Source organism: Actinoplanes sp. NPDC051633, from assembly GCF_040681735.1.
GTDB lineage: Bacteria > Actinomycetota > Actinomycetes > Mycobacteriales > Micromonosporaceae > Actinoplanes.
Genome location: NZ_JBFAZH010000061.1, coordinates 1 through 14,323 on the forward strand (window position 1 = coordinate 1; position 14,323 = coordinate 14,323).

Annotated in this window: 9 protein-coding genes, 2 tRNA genes and 1 pseudogene; 8 read left to right on the forward strand and 4 right to left on the reverse strand. The window is 69.9% G+C overall.

Annotation, left to right across the window (positions count from 1 at the left end):
* Positions 1–190: 190 nt before the first annotated feature.
* The gene (locus tag AB0M20_RS06155; protein WP_364294561.1) at positions 191–1,138 is read left to right on the forward strand and encodes an NAD(P)H-binding protein; all 948 of its coding nucleotides are present in this window, start codon (positions 191–193) and stop codon (positions 1,136–1,138) included.
* Between the two features lie 25 nt (positions 1,139–1,163).
* Positions 1,164–1,688, forward strand: a pseudogene (locus AB0M20_RS06160) (YbhB/YbcL family Raf kinase inhibitor-like protein); the annotation flags it as partial.
* A 66-nt stretch (positions 1,689–1,754) separates the two neighbouring features.
* Here the strand turns inward: AB0M20_RS06160 and AB0M20_RS06165 are convergent.
* Positions 1,755–2,468, reverse strand: a complete 714-nt coding sequence (locus tag AB0M20_RS06165; RefSeq protein ID WP_364294564.1) for a class I SAM-dependent methyltransferase — start codon at positions 2,466–2,468, stop codon at positions 1,755–1,757.
* Positions 2,469–2,617: 149 nt separating this feature from the next.
* On the opposite strand from AB0M20_RS06165, the gene AB0M20_RS06170 reads away from it, so the two are divergent.
* Both AB0M20_RS06170 and AB0M20_RS06175 read left to right on the forward strand, forming a co-directional pair.
* Positions 2,618–4,693, forward strand: coding sequence for a hypothetical protein (locus tag AB0M20_RS06170; protein ID WP_364294567.1), 2,076 nt, complete (start codon positions 2,618–2,620; stop codon positions 4,691–4,693).
* Positions 4,694–4,768: 75 nt separating this feature from the next.
* The gene (locus tag AB0M20_RS06175; RefSeq protein WP_364294570.1) at positions 4,769–6,973 is read left to right on the forward strand and encodes a bifunctional diguanylate cyclase/phosphodiesterase; all 2,205 of its coding nucleotides are present in this window, start codon (positions 4,769–4,771) and stop codon (positions 6,971–6,973) included.
* On the opposite strand, the gene AB0M20_RS06180 is transcribed toward AB0M20_RS06175, so the two are convergent.
* The gene (locus tag AB0M20_RS06180) at positions 6,963–7,682 is read right to left on the reverse strand and encodes an IucA/IucC family C-terminal-domain containing protein (protein WP_364294585.1); all 720 of its coding nucleotides are present in this window, start codon (positions 7,680–7,682) and stop codon (positions 6,963–6,965) included. The genes AB0M20_RS06175 and AB0M20_RS06180 overlap by 11 nt on opposite strands.
* A gap of 388 nt (positions 7,683–8,070) precedes the next feature.
* Between AB0M20_RS06180 and AB0M20_RS06185 the strand changes: the two genes are divergently transcribed.
* Positions 8,071–9,609 (forward strand): peptide deformylase, encoded by a 1,539-nt coding sequence (locus tag AB0M20_RS06185; protein WP_364294573.1) that lies wholly within the window; start codon positions 8,071–8,073, stop codon positions 9,607–9,609.
* Between the two features lie 6 nt (positions 9,610–9,615).
* Here AB0M20_RS06185 and AB0M20_RS06190 read toward each other — a convergent pair whose 3' ends face one another.
* A complete protein-coding gene (locus AB0M20_RS06190) occupies positions 9,616–10,722 on the reverse strand; it encodes a globin domain-containing protein (RefSeq protein WP_364294576.1) in 1,107 nt (368 codons plus the stop codon).
* Positions 10,723–10,820: 98 nt separating this feature from the next.
* Between AB0M20_RS06190 and AB0M20_RS06195 the strand changes: the two genes are divergently transcribed.
* Complete coding sequence (locus AB0M20_RS06195; RefSeq protein ID WP_364294579.1) at positions 10,821–11,576, forward strand: CPBP family intramembrane glutamic endopeptidase; 756 nt, start codon at positions 10,821–10,823, stop codon at positions 11,574–11,576.
* Here AB0M20_RS06195 and AB0M20_RS06200 read toward each other — a convergent pair.
* Positions 11,537–12,433, reverse strand: a complete 897-nt coding sequence (locus tag AB0M20_RS06200) for a hypothetical protein (RefSeq protein ID WP_364294582.1) — start codon at positions 12,431–12,433, stop codon at positions 11,537–11,539. The two genes, AB0M20_RS06195 and AB0M20_RS06200, sit on opposite strands and share 40 nt — an antisense overlap.
* A gap of 1,238 nt (positions 12,434–13,671) precedes the next feature.
* Between AB0M20_RS06200 and AB0M20_RS06205 the strand changes: the two genes are divergently transcribed.
* Together AB0M20_RS06205 and AB0M20_RS06210 are read left to right on the forward strand one after the other, a co-directional pair.
* Positions 13,672–13,762 (forward strand) — tRNA-Ser (locus AB0M20_RS06205).
* A 94-nt stretch (positions 13,763–13,856) separates the two neighbouring features.
* Positions 13,857–13,929: transfer RNA gene (locus AB0M20_RS06210), tRNA-Arg, on the forward strand.
* Positions 13,930–14,323 lie beyond the last annotated feature (394 nt).

Consider the following 14,323-nt stretch of genomic DNA (forward strand, 5'->3'; position numbering starts at 1 on the left):
CCGCAACGCCCACGGCGGCTCCAGCACCGCACGGCAGAACGCGGCGGTGCGGGCCCGGACTCCGTCCAGCAGGTCCCCCAGCGGATCCATGCCCAGGAAGCGTAGACGCTCGGACAGGCGGGCGAGCCTGTCGAACATGGATCGCAGCGCCGGCCGCCGGTTCACTGGAGGCACCAGACAGGAGGCTGACATGTATGCGATCACCGGAATCACCGGCCACGTCGGCGGTGCCGCCGCCGACGCCCTCATCGAGGCGGGAGCGCCGGTCCGTGCCGTCGTCCGCAACCGGGACAAGGGCGCGGCTTGGCAGGGGCGGGTCACCGAGGTGGCGGTGGCCGACTTCACCGACCGCACGGCGCTGACGGCCGCGCTCACCGGCTGCCGGGGGGCGTTCGTGATGCTGCCGACCGTCGCCACCTTCACCGACGCCGACCACCGTCGGATGGCCGACTCCATCGCGGCCGCGGTGGCCGCGAGCGGCGTATCCCAGGTCGTCATGTTGTCGTCGATCGGAGCCGACCTCGCCGAAGGCAACGGCCCGATCCGCTGGCTGCACCACCTCGAAACCGGGCTGCGCGGCAGCGGAGCCGTGCTGACCCTGATCCGCTCGCCGCACTTCCAGGAGAAGGTCGAGGACGTCCTGGGCGCGGTCCGCGGTGCCGGCATCTACCCGGTCCTCGGCGAGTCCGCCGACGTGCCGGTCCCGATGGTGGCGACCCGCGACGTCGGAGCCGCCGTGGCGCACGCCCTCACCGCGCCACCGGCGGTCACCGAAGTCGTCGACCTCGATGCGCCGGCCTACACCGAGCGGCGGGGGGGGGGGGGGGGGTGGCGGGGGGGGGGGGGGCGGCCCCCCCCCCGGCGCGCGGCCCCCGGGGGCCCCCCCCCCCCCGACTTGCGGTCGCCGGGGCAACCCAATCGCCACCGGGCACGGGGATCTCTGCCGCACGTACCCGATCGGATAGCTAACAGAAGTCTCGCCCGGATCGGCTCTTGCCCCGCGCACCCCGTGTGCGCTTTTCCAGTGGCTTCTCAGCCTGCTCTCTCAGGAAGGTGCAACGGGCCTGCAAGGACCCGGACACGAGCGGCGGTTACGGTCTGCTTCGGTGGGGAATCCACTGACCGCTTCGACGCCTGAAGGGCCTGAAGGGAAGGACATCAGCATGAGTCTCGACCGTGCCGTCGCCCCGGATCCGTACGACCTGTTGCCCGCGGTGCCGTCCTTCACGGTGACCAGCACTGACGTGACCGACGGCCAGCCGCTCGACGAGATCTTCGCCCACCCGAGCGTGGGTGGTAAGAACCTGTCCCCCCAGCTCGCCTGGGCGGACTTCCCGGCGGAGACCCGGGGTTTCGTGGTCACCTGTTTCGACCCGGACGCGCCGACCGGCAGCGGGTTCTGGCACTGGTCGCTGGTCAACCTGCCGGTGTCGGTGACCGAGCTGGAGCGTGGCGTGGACCCGCTGCCCGAGGGCGCGTTCTGCGTCCGCAACGACTACGGCGATCAGAATTACGGTGGCGCGGCGCCGCCGCCCGGTGACCGCCCGCACCGGTACGTGTTCGCCGTGCACGCCCTCGACGTCGACCGGCTCGAGGTCGGCCCGGACGCGACGCCCGCGTACGTCGGCTTCAACCTGGCCTTCCACACCCTGGCGCGGGCGACCATCCGGCCGACCTTCCAGGTCACCGGCTGCGCCACACAGCAGAACCGCCCGGAGCGCTCGCTCCGGGCGGTTGCTCGTTCCAGGGGAAGATCAGCGACGGGTACGCGCGACGACGAAGACCGACTGCCCGAACGGCGGCCGCACGATCTGCTCGGCGAACTTGGTCACCGGCAGGACGAGCGAGTCGTACACCTTCACCATCGGCCCCTCCTTGGGGGCGAGCTTGAAGATGCTGGTCGCGCCGTAGTAGCCGATGAGGCCCAGCGCGTTCGCGTAGTGCAGCTTCTCGATCTCGAGGCCGGCCTCGGTCATCGCGGCCCGCATCGTCTTCTTCGTATACCGCCGGATGTGCCCGGTGGCGATGTCGACCTGGCTCATGGCGAACATGAAGGCCGGCACGATGAGGACGACCCGGCCGCCCGGGCGGACCAGCTCGGCCATGCTGCGCAGCGCGCCGACGTGGTCCTCGATGTGCTCCAGCACGTTGTACGAGACCGCGGCGCTGTACTCACCCTGCGCGTCGGTGGCGGGCAGCAGCATCTGCCGCACGTCGATGTTCGCGTGGTCGCCCAGGCGCTCCTTGAGCTGCACCAGCCGATCGGGGTCGGCCTCGGTCGCGGTGAAGCGCGGCACGTGCTGTGCCCACTCCAGCGCGTAGTCGCCCAGGCCGCTGCCGATCTCGATCGGGTTGTCACCGAGGTACGGGAGAGCGAGCTCCACGAACCAGCGACGGTGGTTCACAGCCGTGGCGAGGCCCTCGAGGACCTCGGACTGGATCCGCTGGTCTCCGGTGATGTCTGCCATAAGTAAGGTTCCCTCGTCTTGCCTATCCGAGCTGACAGCGGGACTGCCCCACTAAACCATCCGTCGTCCAGAGACGAAAGTTGGGCCGGCGGAGCCCGCTCTATTTTTGCCTGATTGAGACATTGCACGCCGGGTACACCATGACCTGTGTGTGTCCACAGTGCGGGAAAACACACCTACATATCGGCTGCATCACGCCTCGGCCGCCCGTCACAACAACGTTACCAACCTCGGATAGGCTGCCCGACGCTATGACGATTACGGGTATTGACTCATCGGGTCAGTCGACCGGCGGTAACGCCATGCGTCCGCGCGATGTTGCCGAGGCTGCCGATGTCGACGCGGAGCTGCGGAGCCTCGACACCGGCGTGACCAGCCCGCCCATCTCCGTCATACCCGCTGCTGAGCCCGAGGTCGAGCCCGGTTCGCGTGCTCGCGTGTGGCGCGCTCTCACGTGGCGAGATGTGCTCGCCATTCTGAGTTTCGTTGCGGTATCGCTCTACATCACCGCTCCGTTGTGGCTCAATCTTGATCATGAGTTGCGTGATGATCCACAGGATCAGGCTTTCTTTGAGTGGATGATGGCGCACGGTGCTCGTGTGCTCACGGATGGCGCTTATCCGTTCTTCTCGGATCGCATGAATTACCCCGACGGGGTGAACATGATGGCCAACACCTCGGTGTTGGCTGTTTCGCTGCCGATGACGCCGATCACTCTTCTGTTCGGCCCCCATGTGGCGTTCAACTTATTTTTGACTCTCGCGTTGGCAATCACCGGCACGTCGTGGTATTTGGTGCTTTCCCGAGTCTTCGTGACGTCGCGCCTCGCGGGCTGGGTCGGCGCCCTGTTCTGCACGTTCGCGCCGAGCATGGTGTCGCACGCCGGCGGTCATCCGAACATCGTCTCGCAATTCCTGGTGCCGCTGATCATCTGGCGATGCCTCGCGCTGCGTGCCCCCGGCAAAGCGGTGCGCAACGGCGTCATCCTCGCCGCGCTGCTGATCTGGCAGGCGTTCATCAATCTCGAAATCCTGTTCATGACCGCGGTCGGACTCGGCATCTTCTGCGCGGTCATGGCCATCAGTCGCCGGCGCCCACAGCGCGGCGAGATCCGCCATTTCGTCCGGGGCCTGGCGGTCGCCGCGGTTCTCACGCTGGCCGTTCTGGCGTACCCACTGACCGTGCAGTTCTTCGGGCCGCAGAGTTATCACGGCCTGCCGCAGTTCGTCCGTAACTTCGGGGCGGATCTGGGCTCGTTCGTCGCCTACTCGACACGGTCGGTGGCCGGCAACAGCGTGACCGCCGAGCGCCTCGCGCAGAACCCGGCCGAGGAGAACGCGTTCTTCGGCTGGGGTCTGGTGATCCTCTTCCTCGGCCTGCTGGTCTGGATGCGGCGCAACGTCGCGGTGGTCGCCATGGGCAGCATCGCGCTGCTGTTCGCGGCGATGTCGCTCGGCCCCCGGATCTTCCTGAACGGCATCAACACCGGCGTCCCCGGCATCTGGGCGGTGCTGCACAGCGTCCCGGTGCTCAACTCGGCGGTGCCCACCCGCTGGGCGATGGCGATCGCGCCGGTGGTCGGCATCGTGCTGGCGATCGGCTGCCAGCGGGCCATCGACATGGCGCGCACCCAGCCGTCGGCACGCGGCCCGGTGCGGGTCGCCATGATCACCGCGGTGGCGATGGCCCTGGTGCCGCTGGTGCCGACCCCGGTGCGCAGCGCGCCGATGGCGCCGGTGCCCGAGTTCGTGAGCCTCGGCCACTGGAAGCAGTACGTGGACGAGAACCACACCGTGGTGGCCCTGCCGCTGCCGAACTCGGACTACCCCGACCCGATGCGCTGGACCGCGTACACCGGGCAGGACATGCGGATCGCCGGCGCGTACGCGCTGCTGCCCAACCAGAACCCGCTCGACCCCACCGACCGCACCGCGCTGTTCTCGCCGCCCTGGCGGCCGACCAGTGGCCTGATGGCGTCGATCAAGCAGGGCAACCCGACGCCGGAGATCACCGACACCCGGCGCGAGATGACCCTGGCCGACCTGCGGTACTGGAAGGCGGGCGTGATCGTCCTGCAGCCGCAGACGCGCGGCGTGGAGATGATGCGGGCGATGACGGACCTGCTGGGCTTCGAGCCGACCTGGCAGGGCGGCGTGTGGACGTGGAACGTGCGCGCGCTGGTCGACAACCCGCATTCGGTGCTGACCGGCACGGAAATCAGCTGATTTCGGGCTGACCCACAGATTCGCCTCCTTCCTGCCGAAGATCTCTAGGAGATCTAGGGCGGGAGACGAGATCAGATGTGGGCACGTCCTGGCCGCATGTGCGGTCTGTTCGCCTACGTCTGCAGCATTGCCGCCCTCCACCTGGTGCCGGTCCACCTGCGGGCCGCGCTCTACGCGGTCCTGATCGTCTCGGTCACCGCCGCCGGCGCCGTGCTGCTGGGCATCTCCGCACGCCGGTCCGTCGGCCGCACCCGGCTGGCCTGGATCTTCGGCTGCCTGGGGGTGCTGTCCTGGGCGGTGGTGGAGGCCCGGACCGGTGTCGGCTCCCTCGTCAACGGTCATCCGGACAGTCGCCCGATGTGGGCCCATCTGCTCAACCTCGCCGGTCTGTCGCTCGCCGTCGCCGCGATGTTCGCGCTGCCCGGCGCGCAGCGCACGAATGCCGCCCGATTCCGCACGCTGTGTGACGGCGTCATCATCGCGACCGCGCTGGTCGGCATGACCTGGATGTTCATCCTGGCGCCGATGATCGAGGTCGAGGGCAGCTTGACCAGGGCGATCATGAACCTGACGTACCCGGTGCTCGCCCTCGCCGTGCTCGCGATCGCCCTCACGCTGCTCATCGGCCAGCCCGACCTGCGGCTCAACACGCTCACCTGCATCAGCGGCGGCATCGCCACGCTCTGCGCGACGCTGCTGGTCGAGCTGCTGATGGACCTGACCGGACGAGGCCGTCTGCAACCCTGGGTGTACAGCGGCTTCGTCACCGCGGCCGTCCTGCTGTCGATCTCGCCGCTCACCCGGAGGTCCGCCGACCCGACCCGCGGCGAGCGTCCCCGCATGCTGAGCGCCTCGCTGCCCTATCTGCCGGTGATGGTGCTCGTGATCACCGTGGCCGTCCGCCTCACCCAGCACCACGAGCTGCAGGTGCCGGTCATCTGGTCCGGTGTGACCATGATGTGCGCACTCTTCGGCCGGCAGTTCCTGGCGCTGTGGCAGACCATGGCGCTCAGCCGGGACCTCAACGAGCAGCGGAGCCGGCTCGCCCACGAGGCCACCCACGACTCACTCACCGGCTTGCCCAACCGCGCGGTGCTCGCCGACCGCCTCGCCGGCCTGGACGGGACCGGTGAGCCCGCGCTTCTCATGATCGATCTGGACGGCTTCAAGGCGATCAACGACAGCCTCGGGCATCAGGCGGGCGACCAGCTGCTCGTCGTCATCGCCGAACGATTGCGGGCCGTCGACGACGCCGGCGTCCTGGTGACCCGGCTGGGCGGTGACGAGTTCGCGGTGCTGCTCGACACCGGCGGCCGGCACCGCGCGATCCAGCTGGCCGGCTGGATGCTGGCCACCGCCGCCGAGCCGGTCGTCCTGCCCACCCGGACCGTCACCGTGAACGCCAGCGCCGGGATCGCCGTGCGCACCGGGCCGGACCAGGACCTGATGCGGCAGGCCGACCTCGCGCTCTACGCGGCGAAGGCGGCCGGCAAGGGCCGGTGGCGCCTCTTCGACCCGGCCATGCAGGCGGAGGTCGACGCACGGCTCCAACGCGAGGCGGACCTCGCCCACGGTGAACTCCAGGTGTACTTCCAGCCGATCGTCAACCTGGTCACCCGCCGGATCACCGGCGCCGAAGCCCTCATCCGGATGCGGCACCCCGAGCACGGCATGCTCACGCCCGACCAGTTCCTCGGCGTGGCCCGCGACCAGGGCCGGCTGCCCGAGCTCGACCGATGGGTGCTCGGGCAGGCGTGCGCCCAGGCCGCCGCCTGGCCCGCCCTGGCGGTCAGCGTCAACCTCTCCGCCGAATACCTGGCGTCCGGCACGGTGGTCCGGGACGTGTCCGCCGCCCTGGCTGCGAGCCGCCTGCGCGGTGCCGCCCTGGTCGTCGAGGTGACCGAGACCGCGCTGGTCGCCGACCTCGACGCGACGGCCGCCACGCTGGCCGAGTTGCGCGCGCTGGGCGTCCGGGTGGCGCTGGACGACTTCGGCACCGGCTATTCGTCGCTGTCCTACCTGCGCACGCTGCCAGTGGACATTCTCAAGATCGACCGATCGTTCGTGCAGGACCTGGACACCGGCGATGCCCGACTGCTGACCTCGGTGGTGGCCCTGGCCGGCAGCCTGGGTCTGATCTGCGTCGCCGAGGGCGTCGAGCACGAATCCCAGGCGGTGGCGCTGCGGGAGATGCACTGCGAGCGGGCGCAGGGCTACCTTTTCGCCCGGCCGATGCCGGCCGGCGAGCTGACCGGCCTGCTGGAGATGGTCACGGCTTGATGCAGCAGCCCTTGCAGACCTTGGGCTGCGGCAGCGTGAAGGCCAGGCAGCAGGTCTTGCGCTGTACGTCCAGCCGCCCGGCGCGGTCGGGCACCAGCTCGATCAGGTCGGCGATGCCCAGGGCCGTCAGCAGCGTGTCGATGGTCTCGGCGGACGAGCCGGGCAGCACGTCGGCGGAGCGCAGCACGCCGTAGGCGACACCCGAGGACAGCGAGCCCAGCAGGGTGCGCTTGCCCAGCCGGACCCGTCGGTGGATCGCGTCGAGCATCGGGTCGAGGTGGTCGTCGAGCAGCGAGCGGCGCAGCTCCTCCAGCAGGGCGGGCTCGTCGGCGACCACGCGGATCCGACTGTCGCCGCTGAGCGCCAGCGGATCGCTCGGCAGGACCGCCACCGGGGTCTCCTGCCGCATGCCGATGGTGATCAGCGGGCGCGGGTCGCGGAAGTGCATCAGCACGTCCTGCCCCGTCAGCAACGGCACCCGGCGCGCGGACGCCCAGCCGAGCACGGCGGGCAGAGCCAGCCAGTACGTATACGCCTTCCAGGCCAGTGCGGCGGCGGCGTGCGGCTGCGCGTTCCACCGGCGACGCGCGGACTCGAGCAGATCGTCGAGGGCGCCGTTGGCCAGGTGCGCGGTCGGCGCCCATCCGGCCCGGTCGGTGACCGTCAGGTCGGGGGCGAGGCCGGGCAGTTGCGTGCTGGTGCCGAACATGGCGCGCAGGGTCGCGTTGACCGGCGCCAGGGGGTCCTCACCGCGGGTGACGACCGCGCGGTCCAGTGCAGCGGTCACCGGGCGCCGCGGCAGTGCCGCTTCATCTGCTGGATCACCGCTGTCACCTCGCCACTGAGAATCGTCCCGCTGGGCTTCCAGGTCACCCACCGTACCTTGCTGAGGCTAACCTAACCACGCGGCCATCCGGCACGAATGTGCGCCCCCCAACAGGTGTTCTTCCTCCGAATACCCCATGCGACGGTGACCTCACGCCGCGTTGCGGCGTTGCCGGTTTCGTCAAGGTTTTTGTCGGCAACGCGCTACTAGCCCCTTGTTGACACCGGGAGACAGCGACACTGAATTTCCCGTCGCGAAGGGGACATCTGTGATGACCACCTCGCCCGTCGATAGGGCTGCCGACCATTTCGTCACGGCGCTTGCGCAGTGGCGCAACGACCGGGGAATGACGAAGAAGCAGCTCGCGGCGCGCATGGGCTTCGATCCGTCGTACGTCAGCCACGTCGAAGGGCGCCGGCACAAGCCGACCGAGGACTTCGCCCGCCGGGCCGAGGCGGTGCTGGCGGCGGGCGGTGCGATCTGGCAGCGATTCCAGGAGTACGACGAATTGCGGCACGCCCGCAGTGCGGCGGCGCACAGGGACCCGCCCGTGCCGGCCCAGTGGATGCCGCCGGGCACCGGGCTGATCGTCGAGCAGGAGGTCGCCGAGCTCACGTACCTCGACGGGGCGTACCGGTGCCGGATCATCCGGGCGCTCTACAACGCCGGGACCGAGCCGGTCACCCGGTACATGATGAAGATCTCGGTCGACCGGTACCCGCAGGACCCGTCCGGCTCCAACCGGCACCACCGGGCCTTTCCGCTCACCTGGGAAGAGCTCGACATCGAGGCGGTGGCCGGCGACGGGGACGCCGCCGAGCCGATGCAGCAGCGGATCAAACTGGACCGGGACGCGTCCAAAGAGGTGTGGCTGCTGTTCGCGAACGAGCACGGCCAGTTCCCCCTCTATCCCGGTGAGCGGACCACCATCTCCTATGCGTACACCGTCGGCGAGGAGAAGTGGGGCCAGTGGTTCCAGCGCGCGATGCGCCTGCCCACCCGGAGCCTCACCGTGCGCCTGGACTTCCCGGTGCATTTCGAGCCGCAGGTGTGGGGCGTCGAGACGTCCCTAGCTGCGGAAGTACCCGTACGGACGCCGCTGGAACGCCACAACGAGCGTGATCGCGCCATTTTCGAGTGGTCGACCGACCAGCCGCTGCTCAACGCCCGCTACCGTCTCGAGTGGCGGTTCCGGGGCGTCGGCGCGCCCACGTACGAGGACAGCCCTCCGCTCAACGGCCACGTCGTCCCCGAGCAGCGGGCCTCGGCGCGGATGAAGGGCGCCGGCATCATCCAGCGCGGGTCCGACGTGCTCCGGCAGCGGGCCCGGCACTTCCAGCTGCCGCGGGAGCTGGCCGAGGCGCAGGAGGCGGTGACCGCGCTGCTGACCGCACTGCACCGGCTGGAGTCGCTGCACGACTTCAGCAAGGGCGTCGGCCTGGCCGCACCGCAGATCGGCCTGTCGGCGGCCGCCGCCGTGGTGCGACCGCCGGAACGCGACGTCGACCCGGTGGTGCTCCTCAACCCTCGGGTGGTGGGCGAGTCCGGCGACGGCGACGAGCAGTACGAGGGATGCCTGTCCTTCTTCGACTACCGGGGACTGGTGCGCCGGCCGCTGCGGATCGAGGTCGAGCATGCCCGGTTCGACGGCACCCGGGTGATCACCAGCTTCGAGCTGGCGATGGCCCGGCTGGTCAGCCACGAGATCGACCACCTGGAGGGCCGCCTCTACGTGGACCGGATGCAGGCCGACTCGGCCCTGGTGCCGGTCTCGGACTATCAGCAGTCCGGCCGGCCCTGGTCCTACTAGGGAGGCCTAGTTGAAGGCGTCGTACTTGACCCGGATCGACGGGACCTGCATCTCTGCCAACGTCTTCAGCGTCGCCTTGACCATCGCGCCGGATCCCGAGACGAAGAAGTCGTGCTCGTTCCACGGGCCGTAACGCGCCACCACGTCCGAGATGTTGCCCTGCTCGCCCGGGAAGGTCGGATCCTCGCTGCACGCCGTCACCACCGACAGCCACGGGTATCGAGCGGCGAGGCGGTTCAGCTCGGCCAGGTCGTACAGGTCGTCACGGTTGCGGGCGCCGAAGAAGACGTGCACCCAGCGGGTCCGGTTGTAGCGGGTCAGCTCCTCGAGCAGCGACTTGACCGGGGCGAGGCCGGTGCCGCCGGCCACGAAGACGGCGTCCCGGGTCGATCGCCGGTCCAGGTTCATCGAGCCCATCGGCGCGGCCAGCTTGATCATGTCGCCCACTCGCAGCCGCCGGACCAGGGCGCTGGACACCCAGCCCGCGCCGACCGCCCGGACGTGGAACTCCAGCGTGTTGTCCCGCCGGGGAGCATTGGCCGGCGAGTACGTGCGCCACAGCCGAGGCTGGATGCGCGGGCACTCGAGGCTCAGATACTGACCCGCGCGGAACTCCAGCGGTGCCATCGGCGCGACGGTGAACACCGCGATGTCCTGGCCGCGACGCTCATGGGTGAGCACCTCGGCGTGCCAGAAGGGCGGGTTCGGATCCGCCTCGGCACCGGCCAGCATGCGCGCCGCGATCACCGCGTACGCGTCCGCCCACGCCTGGTCGTACTCAACGCTCCACTGCTCGCCGGCGTACTGCCGCATCGCCTCGATCAAAGCGCCGCCCACCACCTCGTAGTGCTCGGGTTCCACGTGAAACTTGCGGTGATCGCGGCCGAGTCCGCGCAGGTACTCGTCGAACTTCTCCGGATCTCCCAGCGTCTGGACGGCGGTGACGATCGCGTTCAGCAGGCGGGAGCGTTGCACGTCCATGTGGACGGGGAAGAGGTCACGCAACTCCGGGTGGGACAGGAACATGCGCGCGTAGAAATAGCCGGCGACCTTGTCCTGATACTCCTCGACGAGGCTCCAACTCTCCTTGAGCAAACGCGCGAGGTCTCCCATGCAAATCAGGGTGGACATCACAGTCGGGTTCGCGACGCACGGTTAGTGCGATTGGTGCCGTAACCTCGCCCGACACCCCCGGCCCTATCGTTGTGCGGGTGACCCACGCAGTCGATCAGCCCACTCGTCGGCACACCGGCATCGAAGTCGCCATCGTCCTGCTGCTGTCGCTGGGCGCGAGTGCCGTCTACGCCGTGGTGTCGCTGATCGCGAAGCTGACGGCCGGGCCACCGTTGTCGCAGCAGACCGCCACGCTGAACCCGTCGCAGTCGCCGCGGCCGTACCTCGATCTCACGTACCAGATGTTGGGGATCTTCTTCGCCCTCGTGCCCGTGCTGCTCGCGCTCTATCTGCTCGGCCGCCGCCGCGCCGAGCTCGGCCGGCCGTTCCTACGCCCCGCCTACGACCTGGGCTGGGGTTTCGGTCTGGCCGCGGCCATCGGGATCCCCGGCCTTCTACTGGTGTACGTGGCCGCGCAGCTCGGACTCAACGCGCAGATCGTCCCGGCGGCCCTGCAGCCGGTCTGGTGGGCGGTGCCCGTGCTGATCCTCAAGGCCGTCGAGAACGCCGTCGTCGAAGAGGTCATCGTCGTCGGATACCTGATGACCCGGCTGCGCTCACTCGAATGGCGCCTCTGGCACATCGTCGCCGCGTCGGCGGTGCTCCGCGGCTCCTACCACCTCTACCAGGGCTTCGGCGCCTTCGTCGGCAACGCCGTGATGGGCGTGATCTTCGCCCTCTTCTTCCGGCGCAGCAAGCGCGTGATGCCGCTGGTCATCGCGCACTCGCTGCTCGACATCGTGGCCTTCGTCGGCTACACCCTGCTGCCGGACTCCTGGCTCAGCTGGCTGTAGAACTTCGCCGTGCGCATGCCCATCGTGCGGGCGCCGTTCCGGCTCGTCATGATCGCGGCCAGCCACGCGGTGCCCGGGAAGAGCCGGTTGACACCCCGGACGATCGTCCAGGCGCCGGCCTGCGCCGAAGCCATCCGGCCGAGCCGCCAGACCGCGTCGGTGAGCTTGGCGTCCTCCTCATAGGCGGGCTGCTCGGCACTCGCGAGAGCGGCCTCGGCGTCCTCGAGCGTCGGATGCACCTGATTGAGCACCAGCAGCTCGACGGCGCGCCGCCGGTCGGTGGGGTCGAGCCGGTGCGCGGCCGCCACGTGCAGGATCATCTCGGCGTAGGTGATCGCGTTGGCGCCCAGCATCGCAACCGGAGCGTAGGAACCCGCCGCCGCCGCGAACAGGCTGGCCACGCTGCCGAAGCGGAGGAACTGCCGCTCGGCCAGCCGGGCCAGACCGTCGTCGGTCGCGTGCGGGTAGGTCTCGCGCATGCGGCGGGCCCACTCCGCCGCGCGCGGGCCGAAGGTCTGGACCGCGGCGAGCGCGAGGAGCTCGGGTGCGTGGGCGGGATCGGCGACCAGCTGGGCCCAGGCGTCGGTCCGGCTCTTCTTCGGGGTACGCGCGGACGGCGGCGCTTGCACGGCCTGGCTGATCGGGGGCTCCTTCGCCGGTTCGGGGCTCGGTTGATCGGGGATGTGCCGGGTGGCGGTGGCCTGCTGGATCGTGGCCGCCGGGCGTTCCTGTGTCGTCTGCTGGCCGGCCGGGGACGGCCGGATGCCGGTCTTGGTTGCCGGCGGGCTTGCCGGAGGCTGGTCCGTTGCGTCCGCGACCACCGGCTGGGGTGGCTCCGGGTCCGGCTGACGTGGCACGCGGGGGGTGGTTTTTGCCGGCTGGGCCCCGGACGTGTCGGGCTGGGCGGCGGTCGTTGTCTCGGCTGCTTGCGGCTTGGGGTCTGCGGACGTTGGGGCCGTGTCGGCTGCGGCCGGCTTGGGCCTCGCGGGTGGCGGCGTCTTGATCGCGTCCGGCGTGGAAGGTGCCGGCGGTGTCGTTTTGGCTGCCGCCTGCGCGGGGGTTACGGCCGGCGGCGTCGGCTTGGCTGCGGCCTGCGTGGGGGTTGCGGCCGTCGGTGTCGGCTTGGCTGCGGCCTGCGTGGGGGTTGCGGCCGTCGGTGTCGGCTCGGTTGCGGCCTGCGTGGGTTTGGCGGCCTCCGACGCGGCCTTGGCTGCTGCCTTCTTGGCCGGGCGGGCGGTTCGGGGCTGGCGGGTGGTCTTGGCCGGGCGCGGGGGTGGGGCGTCGGCCGATGGGGCTGAGGTGGCCGGCTCGGGTGCGCGTCGGGGCTCGGCCGGAGGTGTGGGCGCGGCGTTTGTCGTTGACGGGCGCTCGGGGTCGCTTGTCGACGGGCGGGCCGGCTGGGTCTTCGCGGCGCGGGCCGGCTGGGTCTTCGCCGGGCGGGCGGCCTTGGCCGCGGGTGCTGCTTCTGCTGCCGGTGGCGGGTTCTGTGCCTGGGCCGGTGGGTCCACGCGCGCCGTTGTGCGCGAGGGGTTGGGCGGCTCGGCGGGGGCTGCGGACTTGGCCGCCTTGCGGGTGCTCGGCCTGCGGGGCGCCGCCAGAGGCGGCTGTGGGGCTGTGTCCGGAGCAGGGGGTGTGCTCGTACCCGGAGCCTTTTTACGCGCCCGCTTCGCGGGAGCCTCCGACGAGCCCGACCCCGACGATGCGGTGGAACCCTGCGACCGCGACGGGGAGTCGGCGCCGGCGTCCGGCCGCGACCCCGCAGGCTCAGCCGGATCCGAACTCGCCTTCCCGCCGGATGCCGCAGCGCCGTCGGAACGGCCCGCGGAGGGCGGCTGGAAAGTCACCCGGGGGGCGGACTTCGGCGCGCGCCGGGAGCTGCGTTCAGCCGGCTTGTTCTGCGGCGTGGGCTGGTCAGGCGTGCGAAAAGCCGCCTCCGGCGAGCGCTTGCGAGGCTCCTTCTCCTCCATCCGCGGAAGCCTAGCCGCAGGGAGCCGATTTCACCCGCTACGAACCGCGCCCCGAACCCGGCCATCCTCTTTGCCCGGCCCGGATGGGGTCCGGTATCCTCGGCTGTCGGCGGCTGTGAGCCGCCGGGGGAGACTTCGCCTAGTCTGGTCTATGGCGCCGCACTGCTAATGCGGTTGGGGTTTTACCGCCCCTCCCGGGTTCGAATCCCGGAGTCTCCGCTCGCTCGGCATCGACGGATGCTGCGCGGAGGGCCGATCCGGGCAACATGCTAGAGTCGGCACTCGGCTGGTCAAGCGACAGCCGAGAGTAACTGCGCCCGTAGCTCAATGGATAGAGCATCTGACTACGGATCAGAAGGTTAGGGGTTCGAGTCCCTTCGGGCGCGCAACGCAATCAAGGCCGTGACCAGCGAGAACGTTGGTGGCGGCCTTCTTCTTTCCCATTTTCGGCGGTCCATTTCCCGGCGTTTGGGACCGTGGTGCTCCGATGGTGCTCGGCCTTTCCTCCGGACCGGTGTTGAACAGTGGTTTTACGTCCTCCGTCGTCGTTTGCGGACGACTTGACCGTCAGGCAGAGTCGAGCGACTGTTCGTGCACCCGGCCGCCTGGCGGCTGGCACCGTGGCGAATGGTTCGCAAGCCGGACCTTGCTGTGGCAGCGTGGCCGGACCTCCCGCTGGACGGGTGGTCCGGCGCGTGGCGGTTCTAGTTCGGTATGGCGGATATTGAAGGATGCTCGCGAACACCCCGCTCGCCATGTCCAAATAGAGCCGACGGGCCG

Bases quoted from the DNA above. Each gene is read 5' to 3' on its own strand.
- AB0M20_RS06185 (WP_364294573.1), top strand. From the start codon at position 8,071: ATGACCACCTCGCCCGTCGATAGGGCTGCCGACCATTTCGTCACGGCG.
- AB0M20_RS06180 (WP_364294585.1), bottom strand. From the start codon at position 7,682: ATGTTCGGCACCAGCACGCAACTGCCCGGCCTCGCCCCCGACCTGACG.
- AB0M20_RS06165 (WP_364294564.1), bottom strand. From the start codon at position 2,468: ATGGCAGACATCACCGGAGACCAGCGGATCCAGTCCGAGGTCCTCGAG.
- AB0M20_RS06155 (WP_364294561.1), top strand. From the start codon at position 191: ATGTATGCGATCACCGGAATCACCGGCCACGTCGGCGGTGCCGCCGCC.
- AB0M20_RS06175 (WP_364294570.1), top strand. From the start codon at position 4,769: ATGTGGGCACGTCCTGGCCGCATGTGCGGTCTGTTCGCCTACGTCTGC.
- AB0M20_RS06190 (WP_364294576.1), bottom strand. From the start codon at position 10,722: ATGGGAGACCTCGCGCGTTTGCTCAAGGAGAGTTGGAGCCTCGTCGAG.